Source organism: Vannielia sp. SX4 (genome assembly GCF_052828525.1).
In genome coordinates this window covers 2,670,442-2,691,637 of sequence record NZ_CM128247.1, presented here as the reverse complement: position 1 = coordinate 2,691,637, position 21,196 = coordinate 2,670,442, and the positions used below count along the sequence as shown (strand labels likewise).

14 protein-coding genes and 2 tRNA genes are annotated in these 21,196 nt (G+C 62.3%); 10 read left to right on the top strand and 6 right to left on the bottom strand.

Going from position 1 to position 21,196, the window contains the following annotated elements; all coding sequences use genetic code 11:
* Positions 1-40: 40 nt before the first annotated feature.
* Positions 41-445 (bottom strand): GtrA family protein, encoded by a 405-nt coding sequence (locus ACUXVX_RS13250; RefSeq protein WP_446308671.1) that lies wholly within the window; start codon positions 443-445, stop codon positions 41-43.
* A 338-nt stretch (positions 446-783) separates the two neighbouring features.
* On the opposite strand from ACUXVX_RS13250, the gene ACUXVX_RS13245 reads away from it, so the two are divergent.
* Positions 784-6,741 carry an Ig-like domain-containing protein gene (locus ACUXVX_RS13245; RefSeq protein ID WP_446308670.1) on the top strand — a complete coding sequence of 1,986 codons (5,958 nt, stop codon included), beginning with the start codon at positions 784-786 and terminating at the stop codon, positions 6,739-6,741.
* Positions 6,742-7,157: 416 nt separating this feature from the next.
* Here the strand turns inward: ACUXVX_RS13245 and ACUXVX_RS13240 are convergent, their stop codons facing one another.
* Positions 7,158-7,295 carry an ATP-binding protein gene (locus ACUXVX_RS13240; protein ID WP_446311540.1) on the bottom strand — a complete coding sequence of 46 codons (138 nt, stop codon included), beginning with the start codon at positions 7,293-7,295 and terminating at the stop codon, positions 7,158-7,160.
* A 921-nt stretch (positions 7,296-8,216) separates the two neighbouring features.
* Here ACUXVX_RS13240 and gmd point away from each other — a divergent pair.
* The 5 genes from gmd to ACUXVX_RS13215 all read left to right on the top strand — a co-directional run bounded on the left by gmd (position 8,217) and on the right by ACUXVX_RS13215 (position 11,474).
* The gene (gmd, locus tag ACUXVX_RS13235) at positions 8,217-9,335 is read left to right on the top strand and encodes a GDP-mannose 4,6-dehydratase (protein WP_446308669.1); all 1,119 of its coding nucleotides are present in this window, start codon (positions 8,217-8,219) and stop codon (positions 9,333-9,335) included.
* A complete protein-coding gene (locus tag ACUXVX_RS13230) occupies positions 9,332-10,276 on the top strand; it encodes a GDP-L-fucose synthase family protein (protein WP_446308668.1) in 945 nt (314 codons plus the stop codon). The genes gmd and ACUXVX_RS13230 overlap by 4 nt, the downstream gene beginning before the upstream one ends.
* A gap of 107 nt (positions 10,277-10,383) precedes the next feature.
* Positions 10,384-11,229: a hypothetical protein gene (locus ACUXVX_RS13225; protein WP_446308667.1), complete on the top strand. Its 846-nt coding sequence runs from the start codon at positions 10,384-10,386 to the stop codon at positions 11,227-11,229.
* A 64-nt stretch (positions 11,230-11,293) separates the two neighbouring features.
* Positions 11,294-11,370: transfer RNA gene (locus ACUXVX_RS13220), tRNA-Asp, on the top strand.
* A 27-nt stretch (positions 11,371-11,397) separates the two neighbouring features.
* A tRNA-Asp gene (locus ACUXVX_RS13215) sits at positions 11,398-11,474 on the top strand.
* 211 nt (positions 11,475-11,685) lie between these two features.
* Here the strand turns inward: ACUXVX_RS13215 and ACUXVX_RS13210 are convergent.
* Entirely contained in the window at positions 11,686-12,552 is an 867-nt protein-coding gene (locus ACUXVX_RS13210; RefSeq protein WP_446308666.1) for an alpha/beta fold hydrolase, read from the bottom strand.
* A gap of 59 nt (positions 12,553-12,611) precedes the next feature.
* Positions 12,612-13,991, bottom strand: coding sequence for a dipeptidase (locus ACUXVX_RS13205; RefSeq protein WP_446308665.1), 1,380 nt, complete (start codon positions 13,989-13,991; stop codon positions 12,612-12,614).
* A gap of 221 nt (positions 13,992-14,212) precedes the next feature.
* Between ACUXVX_RS13205 and hemA the strand changes: the two genes are divergently transcribed.
* From hemA to ispG, 3 genes are all read left to right on the top strand, one after another.
* Positions 14,213-15,430 carry a 5-aminolevulinate synthase gene (gene hemA / locus ACUXVX_RS13200; RefSeq protein ID WP_222470976.1) on the top strand — a complete coding sequence of 406 codons (1,218 nt, stop codon included), beginning with the start codon at positions 14,213-14,215 and terminating at the stop codon, positions 15,428-15,430.
* Positions 15,431-15,628: 198 nt separating this feature from the next.
* The gene (locus ACUXVX_RS13195) at positions 15,629-17,338 is read left to right on the top strand and encodes a helix-turn-helix domain-containing protein (RefSeq protein ID WP_446308664.1); all 1,710 of its coding nucleotides are present in this window, start codon (positions 15,629-15,631) and stop codon (positions 17,336-17,338) included.
* Between the two features lie 125 nt (positions 17,339-17,463).
* On the top strand, positions 17,464-18,585 hold the full coding sequence (gene ispG, locus ACUXVX_RS13190) for a flavodoxin-dependent (E)-4-hydroxy-3-methylbut-2-enyl-diphosphate synthase (RefSeq protein WP_446308663.1): 1,122 nt from the start codon (positions 17,464-17,466) through the stop codon (positions 18,583-18,585).
* Positions 18,586-18,633: 48 nt separating this feature from the next.
* Here the strand turns inward: ispG and ACUXVX_RS13185 are convergent, their stop codons facing one another.
* Positions 18,634-19,383: a DsbA family protein gene (locus ACUXVX_RS13185; RefSeq protein ID WP_446308662.1), complete on the bottom strand. Its 750-nt coding sequence runs from the start codon at positions 19,381-19,383 to the stop codon at positions 18,634-18,636.
* 123 nt (positions 19,384-19,506) lie between these two features.
* Here ACUXVX_RS13185 and ACUXVX_RS13180 point away from each other — a divergent pair, with 123 nt between their 5' ends.
* Positions 19,507-20,646 carry a pyridoxal phosphate-dependent aminotransferase gene (locus ACUXVX_RS13180; RefSeq protein ID WP_446308661.1) on the top strand — a complete coding sequence of 380 codons (1,140 nt, stop codon included), beginning with the start codon at positions 19,507-19,509 and terminating at the stop codon, positions 20,644-20,646.
* Here ACUXVX_RS13180 and ACUXVX_RS13175 read toward each other — a convergent pair.
* On the bottom strand, positions 20,637-21,137 hold the full coding sequence (locus ACUXVX_RS13175; protein WP_446308660.1) for a hypothetical protein: 501 nt from the start codon (positions 21,135-21,137) through the stop codon (positions 20,637-20,639). The genes ACUXVX_RS13180 and ACUXVX_RS13175 overlap by 10 nt on opposite strands.
* Positions 21,138-21,196 lie beyond the last annotated feature (59 nt).

The window sequence follows — 21,196 nt, the reverse complement described above, 5'->3', positions numbered from 1 at the left end:
GCCTACCCGGCCAGCATCATTGCGGAGTGGCCATGCGCGGCTACGCGTTGACGAAGACATAACGTCGGTCCAGCTGGTACTTCAGACAATAGCCAACAATTAGTCCCAGCACACCACCGATTTCGCGCATTTGATCAGTGCCCCACACCAGCCAAAAACCAATCTCGGCCGCCCAGAAAACGACCGTCGTGACCACACCAGCGGCGGCGTAGAGGCCGAATTGCTTTCCCTGCGCGACAGTGCCGGCGGTGTCGTCAAGGAAGATCCAACGTTTGTCCAGCAGGTACTTTAAGACGAGCCCGACCAGAGTGCCCATCAACACGGCGATGCCAAGCTTCAGCTCCGTTGTGCCGCCAATCAAAACAACGCGTTGCGTGCCAAGATTCGCGAAGGTCGCAACGACGGAAAACAACGCATAGCGGACAATGAGGGTTTGACGACTCATGTAACACTGTCGAAAAACTGCGCCCAAGCGTGCGCTGAAAAAAGTACTCGTTGCATTATGACGGATAGCTCACCTTAACAACGAAACATCAATGCCACGAAACCCAGAACTAGCCAATATAGGCGCGTTGCACGCGATGCAAAGGGATCGCCAAGATCGTCAGGATCGACAACTAAGGCGTGCAAATCGAAATCTGTGGCAAGCTATGAGTGCAATCATCGGCGCGATCAGCCATGGATCGTGTAAAAGGGGTGCATTTTTTAGGGAGTCAAAGGTTTCGCAGACTATGCATGCGCCCCGATTTCGCCTAGGATATGACGCATTATTTCACTAGTTTGTTGGACCTTGCGATGCCGCTTTCAGATGATTTTTCGGGCAGCACTTTAGATGGTCGGTGGACGACCACAGCACCCGCAGGAAGTTCCGTCGGCTTTGGCAGCGATGCATCTGATGCATTTCTCACGCTGACGACACCGGACGGGACTTTTGACGCCTGGCAAGACAGCAACACCACGGCAAGGATCATGCAGGCGTCGCCTGATACGGATTTCACGCTTGAGACGCGGTTTTTGAGCACGCCCACGGAGGGTCACCAGATCCAGGGGCTTCTGGTCGAGGAGGATGCCGATACCTGGCTGCGCTTTGACACGCATTCGGACGGCAACAGGCTTTACGCCTTCGCCGCCTACACCGATGCGGGCGACAACACGGTCATGTTCCGCGTCGCCATCCCGGGCAACAGCGCGCCTTATCTGCGGGTCGATCGGGCTGGTGATGTCTGGACGATGGAGTATTCGGTTGATGGCGCCACCTGGGTCACCGCGGGCAGCTTTACGCTGGCGCTGAGTGTGAGCCAGACCGGCGTGTTCGCGGGCAATGTCGGCCAGGCTGCGGGCTTTGCCGCGCAGGTCGATTATTTTGCGACATCGCTGGACCCGCTGACCAATGAGGACGGCAGTTTTGTCCCGAGTGCTCCGCCAGTGGCGGTGACCGACAGCTATACGCTGGGTGTTGACGGTGACCTCACTGTTGACGCGGCCAACGGGCTTTTGGCCAATGACAGCGACCCGGATGCGGGCGGGCTGAGCATTGCCGTTCTGAGCGGCCCTGCCAACGGTACCCTGTCTTTGAACGCTGATGGCAGTTTCAGTTATGCGGCCAATGCGGGCCATGTGGGCGACGACAGTTTTACCTATCAGATCACCGATGCAAGTGGAGATACCGACACGGCAACGGTCACCTTGCAAGGGGCCTCATCGCCGCCATCGGGTAGTGCGGCGCAGTCCGATGACTTCTCGGGCACCACATTGGACCCGGTCTGGCTGACGACATCCCAGCCCGGCACCAGCGAAGGTGTAGCGGTCATTGGTGCCGACGGAGTGCTGGAATTGCAGTCGGCCAGCGGCAATTATGACGTCTGGAATAGCATCTCTGCCAGCCGCGCCATGCAGGCCGTGGCCGACACGGATTTCCAGCTGGTGGCCGGGTTTCTGTCGGTCCCGACAGAGAAATACCAGAGTCAGGGCTTCCTGATTATCGCCGATGACGACAACTGGATCCGGCTCGATACCCATACCGATGGCAACAAGATGTACGCTTTCGCGGCCAGCAGTCAGAATGGTACGCCAAGCGCTGAATTCCAGGTCGAGATTGCAGATGAGCAGAGCGCATTCCTGCGGATGACCCGCACTGGCGACACCTGGCAGTTTGAAACCTCTGCTGATGGCGTCTCATGGACTGTTGCCGGCAGCTTCACGCATGCCCTGACCGTGACCGAGGCGGGCTTGTTCGCGGGGAACTACAATGCCCCCGGCGGATTTACCGCCGTCGTCGATTTCTTCGAGAATACCGCCAGCCCAATCGTGGATGAGGACGGGTCCGTCATTCCGGTGAATACGGCCCCGGTCGCTACAGACGACACGATCAGTACCGCCGCCGACACAGAAGTGGTGATCGACGTGGCCGCAGACCTGTTGGCCAATGATACCGACGCGGATGGCGATAGCCTGACGCTCGCATCTATCGGCACCCCCGCAAACGGCAGCTTGAGCGATAACGGCGATGGCACTTACAGCTACACACCAAACCCCGGCTTCACCGGTACGGACAGCTTTGAATACACAGTCAGCGACGACATGGATGTTTCCACGGCGACCGTGACGATTTCCGTCGCCGGACCGCAAAGCCCACCGGAGTCTGACGACTTTTCTGGTGGGACGTTGTCGAACGTTTGGACCTTTGCGGAACCGGGGACTGGCTCGTATTCATTCGTCAGCGATTCAACGGATGCCTATATCAGTCTGGTGGCGACTGGGCAGCAGGATGTTTGGACGACAAACACGGCAACCCGGATCATGCAGGCATCGCCTGATACGGATTTCACGCTTGAGACGCGGTTTTTGAGCACGCCCACGGAGGGTCACCAGATCCAGGGGCTTCTGGTCGAGGAGGATGCCGATACCTGGCTGCGCTTTGACACGCATTCGGACGGCAACAGGCTTTACGCCTTCGCCGCCTACACCGATGCGGGCGACAACACGGTCATGTTCCGCGTCGCCATCCCGGGCAACAGCGCGCCTTATCTGCGGGTCGATCGGGCTGGTGATGTCTGGACGATGGAGTATTCGGTTGATGGCGCCACCTGGGTCACCGCGGGCAGCTTTACGCTGGCGCTGAGTGTGAGCCAGACCGGCGTGTTCGCGGGCAATGTCGGCCAGGCTGCGGGCTTTGCCGCGCAGGTCGATTATTTTGCGACATCGCTGGACCCGCTGACCAATGAGGACGGCAGTTTTGTCCCGAGTGCTCCGCCAGTGGCGGTGACCGACAGCTATACGCTGGGTGTTGACGGTGACCTCACTGTTGACGCGGCCAACGGGCTTTTGGCCAATGACAGCGACCCGGATGCGGGCGGGCTGAGCATTGCCGTTCTGAGCGGCCCTGCCAACGGTACCCTGTCTTTGAACGCTGATGGCAGTTTCAGTTATGCGGCCAATGCGGGCCATGTGGGCGACGACAGTTTTACCTATCAGATCACCGATGCAAGTGGAGATACCGACACGGCAACGGTCACCTTGCAAGGGGCCTCATCGCCGCCATCGGGTAGTGCGGCGCAGTCCGATGACTTCTCGGGCACCACATTGGACCCGGTCTGGCTGACGACATCCCAGCCCGGCACCAGCGAAGGTGTAGCGGTCATTGGTGCCGACGGAGTGCTGGAATTGCAGTCGGCCAGCGGCAATTATGACGTCTGGAATAGCATCTCTGCCAGCCGCGCCATGCAGGCCGTGGCCGACACGGATTTCCAGCTGGTGGCCGGGTTTCTGTCGGTCCCGACAGAGAAATACCAGAGTCAGGGCTTCCTGATTATCGCCGATGACGACAACTGGATCCGGCTCGATACCCATACCGATGGCAACAAGATGTACGCTTTCGCGGCCAGCAGTCAGAATGGTACGCCAAGCGCTGAATTCCAGGTCGAGATTGCAGATGAGCAGAGCGCATTCCTGCGGATGACCCGCACTGGCGACACCTGGCAGTTTGAAACCTCTGCTGATGGCGTCTCATGGACTGTTGCCGGCAGCTTCACGCATGCCCTGACCGTGACCGAGGCGGGCTTGTTCGCGGGGAACTACAATGCCCCCGGCGGATTTACCGCCGTCGTCGATTTCTTCGAGAATACCGCCAGCCCAATCGTGGATGAGGACGGGTCCGTCATTCCGGTGAATACGGCCCCGGTCGCTACAGACGACACGATCAGTACCGCCGCCGACACAGAAGTGGTGATCGACGTGGCCGCAGACCTGTTGGCCAATGATACCGACGCGGATGGCGATAGCCTGACGCTCGCATCTATCGGCACCCCCGCAAACGGCAGCTTGAGCGATAACGGCGATGGCACTTACAGCTACACACCAAACCCCGGCTTCACCGGTACGGACACCGTCAGCTACGCCGTGTCAGATGGGATCACGGCAGACGCCGGAATACTCAATATCGTGGTTCTGCCCCCTGCAACACCTGCCGTTTCTGACGATTTCGCAGGTGGTCCATTGGACGAAATCTGGACATTCTTCGGTGATGGCGGCTCCGCTAGCGTGGGGACCACCGAGACTCAGGGTTTCGTCGAACTCAACAATCCATACGGGCTTGAAACAACAGCAAGTGGGACACTGACCGTACCGCGCCTACTGCAGTCACAAACCGACGAAGACTTTCAGATCAGCGCTGGCTTTCTGACCGAACCGACCAAGAAGTATCAGGAAAACGGGATGCTGGTTGTTCAGGACGACAGCAACTTCATCCGGTTTGATGTGGCCTACACCGGATCAGGTCTGGATCTGATTGTGGGTATCACCGAGAATGGGACCGCGACATTCCCATTGTTCAAGGATATCTCGGTCGGTGCCGTGACGGATTTCCGGATCACTCGTGTTGGCGACGACTGGACCTTCGAAACCTCGTCTGACGGGGTTAACTGGACCCAGCAGTACACAATGACGCATCAGATTAATGTCACGCAAGTGGGTGTCTTTGCGGGCAGTACGTCGTCTGATGGCGAGGCTCCGGGTTACATATCACAAGTGGACTATTTCGAAAACAGCGCCACGCCGATTTCGGATGAAGACGGGACACTGATACCCACCAATCTGGCGCCCGTAGCCACTGACGATAGCTTGGCCGTCGACACCGATACGGCTCTCTCCATTGATGTGGTGCTGGACCTGCTGTCCAATGACACTGATAGCAACGATGACGGTATCAGCATCGACAGCTTTGGCCAGCCCTTGCACGGTACCCTAACCGACAACGGCGATGGAACCCTGACCTACCAGCCTGACGCCGGTTATGCGGGCACTGACAGCTTTAGCTATACGATTTCAGATGGCACGCTCACAGATACCGCGAATGTTGATCTGTTTGTCGGCAACCCGATCAGTGTCTGGTACGGAGATGTACAGAGTTTTGGTGGCAACGGGCAGGCGCAAACATGGATTAACGTTCTGGGTAATGTTGAGGGCAGTATTTCGTCCCTGAGTTACAGCTTGAACGGTGGTGCGAGTCGGGATTTGGCCGTTGGCTCAGACGGGCGCCGCCTGCATGATGAGGGCGATTTTAATATCGACCTTGCTTACTCCGAGTTGGACGGCTCAACCACCGACGATACTATAACGATCACTGCGGTCATGACCTCCGGCCAAGTCTTTACCCATGATGTCACCATTGAATATGAAGACGGGCAGAACTGGGAACAGAATTACAGTATCGACTGGGACAGCGTGACCAACATTCAGGATGCTGTGCAGGTTGTTGACGGCACTTGGAGCATTCAAGATGGTGGGGTACGCCCGGTCGATCTCGGCTATGACCGTTTGCTGGTTTTGGGCGATCACACTTGGGACAACTATGAAGTCAACCTGACGGTTTCCACGCACGATCTATTGAACATTGACCCCAGCGGGCGTGATGGCAACGGATTTGCGTTTGGCATGCTTTGGGGCGGCCACACCGATGATCCGATCCCAGGCTTTCAGCCAAAAGCCGGATGGGAACCGGGTGCTGCGTTTTTCTATTCGGACACCAATCTTGATGGGGTGGGCCGACTTAGCCTGCACCCAAGCCAGGATTTCTTAAATGATTTGGGTCACACATCCGTCGATCTGGATGAGGGCGTGACTTACAGCGTCACGATGCGCGTCGAGCAGGTGGGGCTGTATGACCGCCAGTACAGCCTGCGTATCTGGGAGGAGGGCACCACAGAACCGGTAGGCTGGACGTTGCAAGGCATGCAGACATTTACGTTGGATGAGAGGCCAGCGACCGGGGCCTTGTACCTGAATGCCCACTATTTGGATGTGTCCTTCAACGATTTGTCTGTGACCGAGATTGTTGGCCGTGATATCGTGCGTGGGCTGGACGGCGATGATGTGCTTATTGCTGTTGATCCCACCGCGGGCGCCCCAGGTTTAGGCGAAGTCGACGTGTTCGTCGGTGATGATGGGGCCGATACATTCGTCTTCGGCGACAGTTCCGGCGCCTATTACGATGATGGCCAGATTGGAACGCTGGGCGAGGCCGATTATGGATACATCTGGGATTTTGCCAGTGGAACCGACCGGATCGAATTGGCAGGCAGCGCCTCGGATTATGCGCTTGCCGAGGATGTCGCCGGTTTGGAAGCAGGAACCGCAATCATGTTGGTAAGTGCTGGCCAGTCGGAATTGATTGGGATTGTCGGCGGCGTCTACGGTCTTGATCTTGGCTCCGATGATTTCGTCTATAGCACGGTGATCGGCTAAGTTTCGGGGTCTTCCGGACGGCATGTTGTGTTGGTGCGGGTTTGAGCGCGAACGCTTGCGTCCCAGTCAAAGGGCAAGTTCAGAACGCAATACGGTCGATGGTGGCTGGGATTTTCTAACTCCATACGGGTCGGCATGGCGAAGCAAAGACCCCCTGACTGCATGCTTATCCCGCTGTTTTAGAACCAGTGGCCCGGCTTGGACGTATGTAAGCGTCTTGGCGAGAAAGGGGGACGCACGGTGACACCTGACTGCGAAGCTGAAAGTACATGCCGGGAACATGATCGCTGGTCACCCTGTCACCCTCTCTATTGATTTGCGCTGACAAGTGACCCAATGTTCGACCCACCATTTGTGTGCGTCTTTGCTCATGACCTAGTCAATGCTGCGGTCATTCTGCATTTTTTCCTAGAGGCCTAAAAGCGGTAGCCGTCGTCGCCGGATTCCACAATATGGCATCGGTAAGTGAGCCTGGCGACGAGCGCGGTTGTCCGCTTTTGGTCGCCTAATGCATGGGCCCATTCGTAGAAGTTGAGATTCGTGGTGATGACCATGCTGGTGCGCTCGTAGAGATTGCTCAGGAGGTGGAACAGCACTACTTTTCGGTATCAGCTGTACCGTGGGTGGTCGAGCCTTTTGAGGATCAACGCCAACCATGGTTAGCGCCCCTGCCGTTCTGCCTAACGTTCAGAGCGCCTTTTCCAGCTGTAGCGCGCTAACGAGTTACCGGGTCGAGTGGCGGCGGAGTTTGTTTTTGCGATGCTCAGTTGCCTGGATGCGGATTGCCGTTGCGATGTGGCTCTTGCCCCTGCCCAGTCCGCTGACTGAAACGACACTCTCGGCGTTTCCCATGTACGCACCACGGTTCTACTGCTTAGCGGTGCCTTAACTGATCTGGCTGGGTTTGCAGTCAAAGCCCGTGAAGTCCTTGTCGGATGGGTGGCGCGCCACATTTGTGTGAATTGGGATGGATTGCACGGCTCTCTAAGTGATTTCGGCCTTCAGCGCTGGAGCAATATACGCGTTGCGGCTTTCAACGTTAGCATGCCCTGGGAACCAAATCCTTGAATGCCTGCGCCTGGCTCTGCAGCTCGAGGCTGCGGGCCATGATCACAATCGATGCTCCTGAAACTTCAAGACGAAAGGCGCTTTCCGCCCAGCCTGCCTCAATTCGTCATGACGGTTGACGCGGGCATTTGGAGCAGTTTCGAGATGTGCGTTTTGGTCGGGACGCCAAGCTACCGCGCCGGTTCGATTCCGTCCCCGGGCACCATCCCTAACCGTTTTCGCGATCGATAGCGTGAGGCGATGGCGTTCTTGCATACTGCGCCTGTCTTGCTCTGCCTGTTGCCGCACGGCGTGTGGCCTCGCTTGAGAGGGGCGTGGACGGGGAGGGGGGAAAGCTGCTTAGTTGAGCGGAGGGCCGCCCTTTGGCGGAGGGGGCCGGGGCGGGAGACGCGCGTGGAGCCTGTTGCATGAAGAAAGCTCTCATCACCGGGATCACGGGGCAGGATGGCTCCTACCTGGCGGAGTTGCTGCTGGAGAAGGGTTACGAGGTGCATGGCATCAAGCGCCGGGCCTCGCTGTTCAACACCCAGCGGGTCGATCACATCTATCAGGATCCGCATGTCGAGGAACCACGGCTGAAGCTGCATTACGGCGACCTGACGGACACCTCCAACCTCACTCGATTGCTGGCCGATATCGAGCCGGACGAGGTTTATAACCTCGGGGCGCAAAGCCATGTGGCGGTGAGTTTCGAGGCGCCGGAATACACGGCGGATGTGGATGCGATGGGCACGCTGCGGCTGCTGGAGGCGATCCGCTTTCTCGGGCTGGAGAAGACAACGCGGTTTTATCAGGCCTCCACTTCGGAGCTTTATGGGCTGGTGCAGGAGACGCCGCAGCGGGAGACGACGCCGTTCCACCCGCGCAGCCCCTATGCGGTGGCCAAGCTCTATGCCTATTGGATCACGGTGAACTACCGCGAGAGCTACGGGCTCTATGCCTGCAACGGCATCCTCTTCAACCATGAGAGCCCGCGCCGGGGCGAGACTTTCGTGACCCGCAAGATCACCCGGGGGCTGGCGAATATCGCCATGGGGCTGGAGCCCTGTCTCTACATGGGCAACATCGACGCGCTGCGGGATTGGGGCCATGCGAAGGACTACGTGCGGATGCAGTGGCTGATGTTGCAGCAGGAGGCAGCCGAGGACTTCGTGATTGCCACGGGCAAGCAGTACTCGGTGCGGGAGTTCATCCGCTGGACGGCGGCGGAGCTTTCGATGGAGCTGGCCTTCGAGGGTGAGGGCATGGAGGAAGTGGCGCGGGTGGTGAAGCTCGACAACAACGTGGCGCCGGGGGTGAAGCTGGGCGACGTGGTGATGCGGATCGACCCGAGGTATTTTCGGCCTGCGGAGGTGCAATCGCTGTTGGGGGCGCCGGAGAAGGCGAAGGAGAAGCTTGGCTGGGCGCCGGAGATCACCGCGCAGGAGATGTGCGCGGAGATGGTGGAGAGTGACCTGAAGGCGGCGCGGCGGATGGCGCTGCTGAAGCAGCACGGGCTGGAATTGCCGGTGAGTTTTGAGGGGTGACGAAGCGGGTGCTGGAGCTTGAAGGCCAGCGCATCTGGGTCGCGGGCCATCGCGGGATGGTGGGCGGGGCCGTGGTGCGGCGGCTGGCGCGTGAGGGCTGCGAGGTGATCTGCGCCGGGCGGGATGTGGTGGACCTGATCGACCAGCGGGCGGTGCAGGACTGGATGGCGGAGATGCGGCCCGATGCCATTGTGCTGGCGGCGGCGAAAGTGGGGGGCATCGCGGCGAATGCGGCGCTGCCTGCCGAGTTTCTCTACGAGAACCTGATGATCGAGGCCAATGTGATGCAGGCGGCGCATGCCTGTGACGTGGAGCGGCTGCTGTTTCTCGGCTCCTCCTGCATCTATCCTAAGATGGCGGCGCAGCCGATCTCGGAGGAGAGCCTGCTGACCGGGCCGCTGGAGCCGACCAACGAGGCCTATGCGATTGCGAAGATCGCGGGCATCAAGCTGGTGCAGGCCTATCGCGCCCAACACGGGCGGCGGTGGATTTCGGCGATGCCGACAAATCTTTACGGGCCGGGCGACAGCTATGATCTTGAGACGAGCCATGTGCTGCCGGCGCTGCTGAGGAAGTTCCACGAGGCGAAGCTGCGGGGCGCGCGCGAGGTGGTTATCTGGGGCACGGGGGCGCCGCTGCGGGAGTTTTTGCACTGCGATGATCTGGCTGATGCGCTGGTGTTTCTGCTGAAGCGCTATGACGGCGATGCGCCTGTGAACGTGGGCTCGGGGGTGGAGGTGTCTATCCGCGAACTGGCGGAGGTGATTGCGGATGTCGTTGGCTATGAGGCGAAGCTGGTCTTTGACGCCAGCAAGCCGGACGGGACGCCGCGCAAGCTGATGGACAGCGCGAAGCTTCATGCGATGGGGTGGAACGGCGCGCGGGGCCTGCGGGAGGGCATTGCCGAGACCTATGCGGGCGTGCTGCGGGACGGGTTCTGACGCGGGACTCGGTGGCCTTGGACGGGTGGCTCGGCGGACTGGACAAGCCGGGGAAGGGCGGCCTAGCCTTTCCGCATATATTGAGAAGTCATTCCGGATTTTGATTAATGCTGCGCTGGATCCTTGCTGCCGTTTTCACTGTTGGAGTGCCCGGCCTTGCCGTGGCGCAGGAGAGCCTGCCGTGTGACCGGCCATTGCTGCTGGGCGGCGCGGAGGAGGGTGCGGAGGTTGACAAGGTGCATCGCCCGGTGGCCCACCCCGGGGCCTTCGGGGGGACAGTGAGCTGCGTGCAGGAGCAGAGCGCGGGCGGGGTGGAGCAGTATTGGGTGGAGTTCCTGCCGGAGAACGGCACCACGCAGGAGCATGTGACCTATCTCGACGGGCTGATCAGCTATCATCTGAAGTTCAAGGGGGACGAGGGCGGCACCGCCGAGGTGGCGGCCTGTTCGCAGCGCACTGGCGGCGGGCTGGTGTGCCGGGTCGATCTGGGCAGCGGCAAGGGGCTTTATCTGGCGCGGTTCTTCGGCCCGGACCTTGGGTTCACCGGCATCCGGGTAATGGCCTATCCGGGCAAGGGGATCGTGAACGAGACGCTCTGGAACATGGTCAGCGGGGATGTGGAGGCCGGGACGGCGGGGCTGGAGATGGAGCTGATCCTGCCCGAGAAGGCGCTGCGCTGGAGCCTGCGGAGCCAGGAGGAATCGCGGCCCGGAGAGATGATCTTGGGGATGTCGGGCGATCCGGCGTGGGAGTTCATGCGGGAGATATACGAGGTGCCGCAGGAGGTGGTGCTGGAGGCTCGGGTGACCAGCACGAGCGGCGGACAGGAGACCACCACTACCGCGACGCAAGACATTGCAAAGGGCAATGTGGCCTATCTGATCGACAAGCTCGCCAAGGTGGAGCAGCTGATGGTGGCGGGTTGGGAAAAGTCGAAGGGCATGAAATTCTGACACCCGTGGATTGGCCGCTTGACGAGCCGGGCGGCCTTGCATAGAAGCCCCCCTACAGCGCTGCGCGGTTGTAGCTCAGTTGGTTAGAGTACCGGCCTGTCACGCCGGGGGTCGCGGGTTCGAGCCCCGTCAACCGCGCCACGCTGTAAATGCCGAATAGGCCCATGCGCGGTTGTAGCTCAGTTGGTTAGAGTACCGGCCTGTCACGCCGGGGGTCGCGGGTTCGAGCCCCGTCAACCGCGCCACCTTTCCTTTGCTTCGATGATTTGGTTGCGCTCGCTTTTTGCGGGCGTTTTTGGGTTTTTTGGGCCAGGCGGTTAGTTGCGCCGTAAAGTGGGGGGCCAGCCCCCCACGCCCCCCGGAGATATTTGCAGCAAGAAAATGCAGGCGGGGTGGGGTTTGGGGCGGGCGTGTTAACCTTGATGGGCGTTAGGGTTAATGCCGTTACTGGCGGGGTCAGAGGGTTCTGAGGAAGGATTGGACCGCGGCTGTGGTTTCTTCCGGGGCCGTGTCGGGGAAGAAATGGCCGCCGGGGATGGCGGCGTGGGTCATTTGGGTGGTCTTGGGCGCCCAGGTGGCGGGGACATCGTAGAGTTTGGCCATGGCGCCTCTCGCGCCGTAGAGGATTTGGGCGGGGCATTGGATGCGTGCGCCGAGGTCGGCTTCATCGTCGGCGAGGTCCAGCGTGAGGGCGGTGCGGTAGTCGTTGCACATGGCACGGCGGGTGTTGGGGTTGGCCCATGCGGCGCGATATGCGGCGATTTGATCGGGGTGGAAATCGGTCAGCTTGGCGGCGCCCCAGCCGAGGAGGCAGGATTCGTAGTAGGCGTCGGGGTCGGCGGCGATCATGGACTCCGGGAAGGGCTCGGGCTGGGCGAGGAAGAACCAGTGGTAGTAGCTCTGTGCGACCCGGAGTTCGAGATCGGTCAGCAGGGTGTGCGTCGGGACAATGTCCATCAGGGTGACGGTCTTGACCCGCTCGGGGTGATCGAGGGCCATGCGGTGAGCGACCCGCGCGCCGCGGTCGTGGGAGATGACGGCGAAGGTCTCGTGGCCGAGGTGGGCCATGAGGGCGGCGAGGCGGCGGGCCATCTCGCGGAAGGAGTAGGGCGCGAGGTCATGCGGCTTGTCGGAGCCGCCGTAGCCGGGGAGGTCGGCGAGTATGACGGGGTGGTCTTGCGCGAAGGCTGGGGCGATGGGGTGCCACATGGCGCGGGTTTGGGGGAAGCCGTGGAGGAAGAGGAGGGGGAGGCCTTGTGGCGCTCCGCCAGTTTCATAGGCGAGGGTGAGGCCGTCGATCTCGGTGGTTTGGGGGGTGAACATCGGGAGCCTCTTGGTGGCGTCATCCTCGGGCCGGGGCCTGAGGATGACGGTGATTTCGGTTAGCCGTTGGTGAGCGCGGCGAGAATGCGGGCCCAGCTGCGGGTGCCTTTATGAAAGCTCTCGACGTCGTATTTTTCGTTGGGCGAGTGGATCTGGTCGTCGTCCTTGCCGAAGCCAATAAGCATGGCGTCCATGTCGAGGATGGTCTTGAAGTAGCCCGCGATGGGGATCGAGCCGCCGCAGCCGACATAGGCGGCCTCGCGGCCGTATTCCTCGGTGAGCGCCTGACGGGCCGGCTCGAAGGCGGCGTGGGTTGTGTCCATATGGCCGGCGGGGCCGGCGCCGTGGCCGTGGAATTCGACCTCGCAGTCGGGCGGCAGCATCGAGCGGACCATCTCGCGGAAGTTCTCGCGGATGGCGTGCGGGTCTTGCTCACCGACGAGGCGGAAGGAGACCTTGGCGGAGGCCTTGGAGGGCAGCACGGTCTTGAAGCCGTCGCCGGTGTAACCGCCCTTGATGCCGTTGATCTCGCAGGTCGGGCGGGACCAGAGCTGCTCGAGCGCCATGCGGCCCTGCTCACCGGCCAACTCGGAGAGGCCAACCTCACCGAGGAAGGATTTTTCATCGAAGCCGAGAGCTTGCCAGCTTTTCTTCAGGTTGTCGCCAATCTCTGGCACGCCATCATAGAAGCCGGGCACGGTGATGCGGCCCGTGTCATCATGCAGCGAAGCGAGGATGCGGGTGAGCACGCGAATGGGGTTCATCGCAGCGCCGCCATACATGCCGGAGTGCAAATCCTTGTTCGCCGCGGTGATGGTCAGCTCTTCGCCGAGGAGGCCGCGCAGCTGGGTGATGATGGCGGGGACGGTATCGGCGAAGAGGCCGGTGTCGCAGATGAGGGCGATGTCGGCTTTCAGCTCTTCGGCGTGCTCCTTCATGAAGGGGATGAGGGAGGGGGAGCCGGACTCTTCTTCGCCCTCGAAGAAGATTGTGAGCTTGCAGGGCAGCGCGCCGTGCTCGGCGACCCAGGCGCGGAGGGCCTCGACGAAGGTCATCAGCTGGCCCTTGTCATCGGAGCTGCCGCGGGCGCGGATGACGCGGCCCTTGGGCGTGTCCTGAACCTCGGGATCGAATGGGTCACGGTCCCACAGCTCAAGCGGGTCGACGGGCTGCACATCATAGTGGCCGTAGAAGAGGAGGTGCGGTGCACCTTCGGGGCCGCCGTGGGCCACGACCATTGGGTGGCCCGGGGTTTCGCGTACGGAGGCCTTCAGCCCCAGGGAAGCGAGGTCGGCGGCGAGCCACTCGGCGGCACGGGTGCAATCTGCCTTGAAGGCCGGATCGGTGGAGATGGAGGGGATGCGCAGCAGCTCCATCAGGCGCTCCAGCGCGTCGGGCAGTTGAGAATCGATACGGGCGAGAACGGGGTCGATGGACATGGTGGCTCCTTTGTTGCGCGGAGGGTAGCACCGGGAAATGGACTGTCCAGCGGTGGAGATTCACGGCCCAGCGTGCGCATTTCGTGAATTCCACGTGATCTGGATCAAAGCGCCAAAATATCGCAGGTGCCACATATTCACGAAATGATATGGCTCTGTTAAGACTTTCAAACGCCGCAGAGCGGATAAGGAGGACGCGCCCCGTGACCAGCAAGACGGACATGCTCGAGAAATTTGATGCAGCCCTCGATCGGCTGCACGAGGAGGGCCGGTACCGGACCTTCATCGATATCGAGCGCCGTAAGGGGCAGTTTCCGCATGCCGTCTGGATGAAGCCCGATGGCAGCGAGCAGGATATCACCGTGTGGTGCGGCAACGACTACCTCGGGATGGGTCAGCATCCGGTGGTGCTGGCGGCGATGCATGAGGCGCTGGAAGCCACGGGCGCAGGCTCGGGCGGGACGCGCAACATCAGCGGCACCACGGTGTATCACAAGCGGCTGGAGGCCGAACTGGCTGACTTGCACGGCAAGGAAGCTTCGCTGCTCTTCACCTCGGCTTACATTGCCAATGACGCCACGCTCAGCACGCTGCCCAAGCTGCTGCCGGGGCTGATCATCTATTCGGACGAGCTGAACCACGCGAGCATGATCGAGGGCATCCGCCGTAATGGCGGGGCCAAGCGGGTGTTCCGCCACAATGATGTGGAGCATCTGCGCGAGCTGATGGCCGCGGATGATCCGGCGGCGCCGAAGCTGATTGCCTTCGAGTCGATCTATTCGATGGACGGCGATTTTGGCCCGATCCGCGAGCTGTGCGACCTGGCCGACGAGTTTGGCGCGCTGACCTACCTCGACGAGGTCCACGCGGTGGGCATGTACGGCCCGCGCGGTGGCGGTGTGGCCGAGCGGGACGGGCTGATGGACCGGCTCGATATCATCAACGGCACGCTGGGCAAGGCCTTTGGCGTGCACGGCGGATACATCGCCGCCAGCGCGAAAATCTGCGATGCCGTAAGGTCTTACGCGCCGGGGTTCATCTTTACCACCAGCCTGCCGCCGGTGGTGGCTGCGGGGGCTGCTGCGAGTGTGGCGCACCTGAAGCAGGACCAGACGATCCGCGACCAGCATCAGACCAATGCGCGCATTCTGAAGACCCGGCTGAAGGCGCTGGGGCTGCCGATCATCGACCACGGCAGCCATATCGTGCCGGTGATCGTGGGCGACCCGAAACACACCAAGATGATCTCCGACATGCTGCTCGAGGATTACGGTGTGTATGTGCAGCCGATCAACTACCCGACCGTGCCGCGCGGCACCGAGCGGCTGCGGTTTACCCCCTCGCCGGTACATGACCCGAAGATGATCGACGGACTGGTCAAGGCGATGGACGGGCTGTGGAACCACTGCGAGCTGAACCGTCAGGAGCTCTCTGCCTGAGCGGAACCCCGCTGAGGCGACACCCCCCTTTTCGAATCCTTGCGACGCTCCGGCGGTTCGGCAAGAAGCCTCCTGTAAACGCTTCTGCAAGTGCATCGGCGTTAGCATCATGGTAATCTACACGTGATCTTGGCGTGTAGCGCACGAATCGCCATAGGTCTTGGGGACACTTCTGAATATGCGCACGGGGCAGGCATAATGATCAGGCGCAGGACGCCAAAGCCGGACACGGAGGAGGCACCTCCGAAGGGATTCGATGATTTCGATCTGCGGCTGGGCGACATCATGCGGGGCGAGCGGGCGACAATGGGCAAGAGCCTGTTGGACGTGCAGCGCGAGCTGAAGATCAAGGCCACCTACATCGCTGCCATCGAGAACTCGGACCCGAGCGCCTTTGAGACGCCCGGCTTTATTGCCGGTTACGTGCGCTCCTATGCCCGCTATCTCGCGCTGGATCCGGAATGGGCGTTTGAGACCTTCTGCCGTGAGGCCGATTTTGCCACCCTGTCGGGGCTGGAGCAGAACGGGCGCAAGGGCGAGGGGACCAAGGTTTCCAAGGGGGCGAATGCCGCTGCCGATGGGGCGCTTGGCGGTATGCTCACCCGGCTTAAAGGTGGCGCACCCGGGGCCAGGGGCAAGCCCAAGGCCCGGCCGCTGACCCGCGTGGCCGGTGCGCGTGACCCCTTTGCCGAGCCGAACGTTTCCTTCAGCCCGCGCGGCGAGGGGATGCTCTCGAAGATCGAGCCGGGTGCAATCGGCTCGTCGCTGGTGCTGCTCGCGCTGATCGGTGCGGTGGGCTATGGCGGCTGGGCGGTGCTTCAGCAGGTGCAGCGCGTGTCGGTTGCGCCGGTGGACGAGGCGCCCGGCGTGGTGGCCGATATCGACCCGCTGGCTCCGCCGGTGGCGCCCGAAGTGGACAGCCCGGAATACGCTGGTGTCGATGCTGCGACCCCAGATGCGCTGGACCGGCTCTATCGCCCGCAGGCGCTCGACACCCCGGTGATGGTGCCGCGCGACGGCCCGATTGCCGCGCTTGACCCGCGCACCCAGGGCGCGCTTGCGCCGGGCGCCGGGGCAGGGGCCGGACTTGGCAGCAGCGGTGTGCTGGTGGCCGAAACGGGTGAGGTCCATCGCGACGATGGCACCGAAGTCGATGCCTCCGATGCGCTCGAACTGGTGGCCACCGCACCGGCGTGGGTGCGGGTGCAGGACGCCGAGGGCAATATCCTCTTCGAGAAGACGCTGAACGCTGGTGAGCGTTGGATCGTGCCTGAGGGCGACACCGCCGCCGTGCTGCGCACTGGCGCGGCTGGCGCGGTGTACTTTGCGATGGACGGCAAGACCTATGGCCCCGCTGGGCCGAGCGGCAATGTCGTCTCTGGCCTTGCGCTGAGCCGCGACGGGCTGCGCGACAGCTTCACGCTCGCCGATGGCGCGACCGATGGGGCGCTGGCCCGGGTTCTGGCCGAAGCGCCGCAAAAGCCGCTGAACGCGCCCGAAGACTACGAAGAAAAGCGCCGCGTTGCCGAAGCAATCGTGGCGGATGCGCCCAAGGTGACCGCCGATGGCCAGCCCATGGTGGAGCTGGTCGCAGTGCGGCCGAGCTGGGTGCGGGTGCGGGCCGCGGATGGCTCGACCATCTATGAGCGCACCATGCAGCCGGGCGACCGTTACACCCTGCCGCAGGCCGAAGTGGCCGCCACCCTGCGCACCGGCGATGCCGGCGCGGTTTATGTGGTGGCTGGCGGCCAGGCCTATGGGCCGATTGGCAGCCGGGGTGAGGTGGTATCGAACTTCGCGCTGAGCGCGGAAGGCGCGACCGAGAGCCTTGCCGTGGCCGACCTCAGCCGCGACCCGGCGCTGCAGAGCGTGATGGTCGCAGAGAACGGGCCGCTGGTTTCTGAATGATGTGAGGCCGGGTGCGCCATTGCCGCGCACCCTTCGGGCCCGGCCCCGTGCGGAAATGTTCCATTGTCCCTGACGGCCACGCGGCCTATCTCTCGGGCTGACGCGAGCAATCCCCCGGAGGGTCCATGTCGATCAACGCAATCCGCCCGTGGAAAAACATCTACCGCCGTGAGAGCCGCCAGGTGATGGTTGGCAAGGTGCCGGTGGGCGGCGGCGCGCCGATTTCGGTGCAAACCATGACCAACACCGACACCAGCGACGCGAAGGCGACGATTGAGCAGGTGCTGCGCTGCGCGGAAGCGGGGGCGGATATTGTGCGGGTGTCGGTGCCGGATGAGGCCTCGAGCCGCGCGTTGAAGGAGATCGTGGCGGAGAGCCCGGTGCCGATCGTTGCGGACATTCACTTTCACTACAAGCGGGCGCTGGAGAGCGCCGAGGCGGGCGCGGCCTGCCTGCGGATCAACCCCGGCAACATCGGCGATGCGACGCGGGTGCAGGAGGTGGTGAAAGCGGCGAAGGACCACGGCTGCTCGATCCGGATCGGGGTGAACGCTGGCTCGCTGGAGAAGCACTTGCTGGAAAAGTACGGCGAGCCGTGCCCCGATGCGATGGTAGAGAGCGGGCTCGACCACATCAAGCTGTTGCAGGACAACGACTTTCACGAGTTCAAGATCAGCTGCAAGGCGTCGGATGTGTTTCTGAGCGCGGCGGCCTATCAGCAGCTTGCGGAGGCCACCGACGCGCCGATTCACCTTGGCATCACCGAGGCGGGCGGTCTGATGAGCGGCACGATCAAGAGCGCCATCGGCCTCGGTAACCTGCTGTGGATGGGGATTGGCGACACGATCCGCGTGAGCCTCTCGGCCGATCCGGTGGAAGAGGTGAAGGTGGGCTACGAGATTCTGAAATCGCTGGGTCTGCGGCACCGGGGGGTGAACATCATCAGTTGCCCCAGTTGCGCGCGGCAGGGGTTTGATGTGATCAAGACGGTGGAGGCGCTGGAGAAGCGGCTGGAGCACATCAAGACGCCGATGAGCCTGAGCATTATCGGCTGCGTGGTGAATGGGCCGGGTGAGGCGCTGATGACCGATGTGGGCTTTACCGGCGGCGGGGCCGGGCACGGGATGGTCTACTTGGCGGGCAAGCAGGACCACAAGATCAGCAACGATCAGATGATCGACCACATCGTGCGCGAGGTGGAGGCCAAGGCCGAGGAGATTGAGGCCAAGGCCGAAGCTGCCGAATGAAGGTCGCCCGCTAGGCGGGCGATATATCAGGTAAAATTGCCGGCAGTGCTACCGGGCGTCGCGAACCTCGTCGACGATGCTGGTCATCGCTTGAAGCGGGACGTAGCCGCGCAGCATCTGGTCTTCGAGCACGAAGGTCGGCGTGCCGGAGATCTGCATGGCCTGGGCCAACGCGCGGTTTTCGGCGATTACGGCGCTGACCTCATCGGAGTTCATCGCGGCGAGGATCGGGGCCGGGTCGGTGCCCGCTTTCTCGGCCAGCGCGGTCAGGGCGGCTTCGTTGTAGTCGCCGCGCATCTGCATCATCGCATCATGAACGCTCTTGTAGGCCTCAGGGCCGGCGACCTGAAGCGTGGCGATGGCGAAGCGCGAGGCGACAACCGATTGCTCGCCGAGGATCGGGAATTCCTTGACGATGAAGCGGATGTTGCCATCGGCCTCGATCAGGCTCTCGACCTCGGGGAAGGCCTTTTTGCAGTAGCCGCAGCGGTAATCCATGAACTCGACGATGGTGATATCGCCGTCGGGGTTGCCGCCGACGTAGGAGTAGCCGTCATTGAAAAGCGCATCGGCGTGGTTGGCCACGAGGGCCACATCACCTTGGGCCTGTTCAGCAGCCTGGCGCTCTTCGAGCACGCCGATGGCCTCCATCAGCACCTCGGGGTTGTCCAACAGGTAGGCGCGGATCTCGGCGCGGAAGGCCTCGCGCTCCGCATCGCTCATTTCGCCGATTTCGAAGGCGGCGGCGGGCAGGGCGGTGAGGGCGAGAGTGGCGGCGAGGAGAGGGGCGCGGAACATATGCGTCGTCCTTTGGCTGGCATCGTGCGGGGTGTCGCACGGTTGGGTCGGGGCCGCAAGTTCGCACGGCATTGACGGCAGGGTCCCGCTTGTTACTGGTGGGCGGAGGTTAAGGAGGCCCGCATGCGTGTTTCAAGGCGAAGTGACGTTGATCCCTTTATCGTGATGGATGTGATGGAGGCCGCGCGGGCGGCCGAGGCGGCGGGTCGCTCGGTGATCCACATGGAGGTGGGGCAGCCGGGCACGCCTGCGCCGGCTGGTGCACGGGCCGCGGTGGCGGCGGCGCTGGAGGCCGGGCCGATGGGCTACACGGTAGCGCTGGGGCTGCCGGAGCTGCGGGCGGGTATCGCGGATTTGTATCGCCGCTGGTATGGGGTGGAGTTGAACCCGGAGCGGGTGATCGTGACGACCGGCTCCTCGGGGGCCTTCCTGCTGGCCTTCACCGCGCTGTTCGACGCGGGTGAGAAGGTGGGCCTGGGGGCGCCGGGCTATCCGAGCTATCGGCAGATCCTGCGGGCGTTGAGCCTGCAGCCTGTGGAGATCGAGGCGCGGCTGGCGACGCGGATGCAGCCTGCGCCGGAGGATGTGCCGGAAGGGCTGGCGGGGCTTATCCTTGCCTCGCCGGGCAATCCGACGGGGACCATTCTGGACCGGGGCGCGCTTGGGGCGCTAATGGAGCGGGCCGGAGAGGTTGGGGCCTCGGTGGTGAGCGACGAGATTTACCACGGGCTGCATTATGGCGAGCGGGCGGTGAGCGCGTTGGAGCTGACGGATGATGTGGTGGTCATCAACTCCTTCAGCAAATACTTCTCGATGACCGGCTGGCGCGTGGGCTGGATGGTGGTGCCGGAGGCGGACATTCGCACCTATGAGCGGCTGGCGCAGAACATGTTCATCTGCCCGCCCCATGTGGCGCAAGTGGCCGCGCTGGCGGCACTGGACTGCGAGGAAGAGCTGGAGGGGAACCGGGCGGTTTATGCGAGGAACCGGGCGGCGATGCTGGAGGGTTTGCCGAAGGCTGGGTTCACGAGGTTTGCGCCGCCGGATGGGGCGTTCTACGTGTATGCGGACGTGTCTGAGTTGACAGACGATAGCTTGAAGTTCTGCCAGCAAATCCTTGAAAAGACGGGGGTTGCCGTGACGCCGGGGCTGGACTTCGACTCCGCGCGGGGTGCGAAGTGGCTGCGATTTTCCTATGCGCGGAGCGAGGCGGATATTGCCGAGGGGTTGCGGCGGCTGATCGAGGCCGTGCCTCAGATGTAATCGCGGAGGGTCGCGAGAAAGCCGGGGACGCGCTTGACGGTTTCGCCGGTGGCCGCGAGGGTCTCGGGGGTGAAGCCGTCTTCGGGCGAGAGGGCCGTAACGAGGGCGTCGCGGGCCATTTCATCGTCATCTTCCAGCTCGAGGTTCTCGGCCATGGCGAGCAGTTCCAGTGCCTCGTGGACCGATTTCATCTGCCGCAGCGCCTCTGACATCGGGGTGGCCAGTTCGGGCACGTCCTGCCAGCTCTTGCCCTCGAACACCTCTTGCGTGACCCGCTGGCCGGCACCATTGCAGGTGTAGCGGGCGCAGCCGGAAAACCCTTCTTCTTCAAGGTCTTCGTAGATGGAGCAAAGGTGCCGATCGAGCTTGGGGCAGGGCAGGCCTGCTGGCTTGTCGATGGCGAAGTCCTCGCCCGCATCGAAGGCCAGCGCCATGCAGCAGAGCGCGGCACAGCGGGAGCAATCCGGGGTGAGGTCAGGGAGTTGGGTCATGCGATGGAGCGGGGGCGCTGCCCCCGCACCCCCGGAGATATTTGGGCCAAGATGAAGGG

Bases quoted from the DNA above. Each gene is read 5' to 3' on its own strand.
- ACUXVX_RS13210 (WP_446308666.1), bottom strand. From the start codon at position 12,552: ATGTTCACCCCCCAAACCACCGAGATCGACGGCCTCACCCTCGCCTAT.
- hemA (WP_222470976.1), top strand. From the start codon at position 14,213: ATGCTCGAGAAATTTGATGCAGCCCTCGATCGGCTGCACGAGGAGGGC.
- ACUXVX_RS13175 (WP_446308660.1), bottom strand. From the start codon at position 21,137: ATGACCCAACTCCCTGACCTCACCCCGGATTGCTCCCGCTGTGCCGCG.
- ACUXVX_RS13250 (WP_446308671.1), bottom strand. From the start codon at position 445: ATGAGTCGTCAAACCCTCATTGTCCGCTATGCGTTGTTTTCCGTCGTT.
- ACUXVX_RS13180 (WP_446308661.1), top strand. From the start codon at position 19,507: ATGCGTGTTTCAAGGCGAAGTGACGTTGATCCCTTTATCGTGATGGAT.
- gmd (WP_446308669.1), top strand. From the start codon at position 8,217: ATGAAGAAAGCTCTCATCACCGGGATCACGGGGCAGGATGGCTCCTAC.
- ACUXVX_RS13205 (WP_446308665.1), bottom strand. From the start codon at position 13,991: ATGTCCATCGACCCCGTTCTCGCCCGTATCGATTCTCAACTGCCCGAC.
- ACUXVX_RS13195 (WP_446308664.1), top strand. From the start codon at position 15,629: ATGATCAGGCGCAGGACGCCAAAGCCGGACACGGAGGAGGCACCTCCG.
- ACUXVX_RS13185 (WP_446308662.1), bottom strand. From the start codon at position 19,383: ATGTTCCGCGCCCCTCTCCTCGCCGCCACTCTCGCCCTCACCGCCCTG.
- ispG (WP_446308663.1), top strand. From the start codon at position 17,464: ATGTCGATCAACGCAATCCGCCCGTGGAAAAACATCTACCGCCGTGAG.
- ACUXVX_RS13225 (WP_446308667.1), top strand. From the start codon at position 10,384: ATGCTGCGCTGGATCCTTGCTGCCGTTTTCACTGTTGGAGTGCCCGGC.
- ACUXVX_RS13240 (WP_446311540.1), bottom strand. From the start codon at position 7,295: ATGGTCATCACCACGAATCTCAACTTCTACGAATGGGCCCATGCATTA.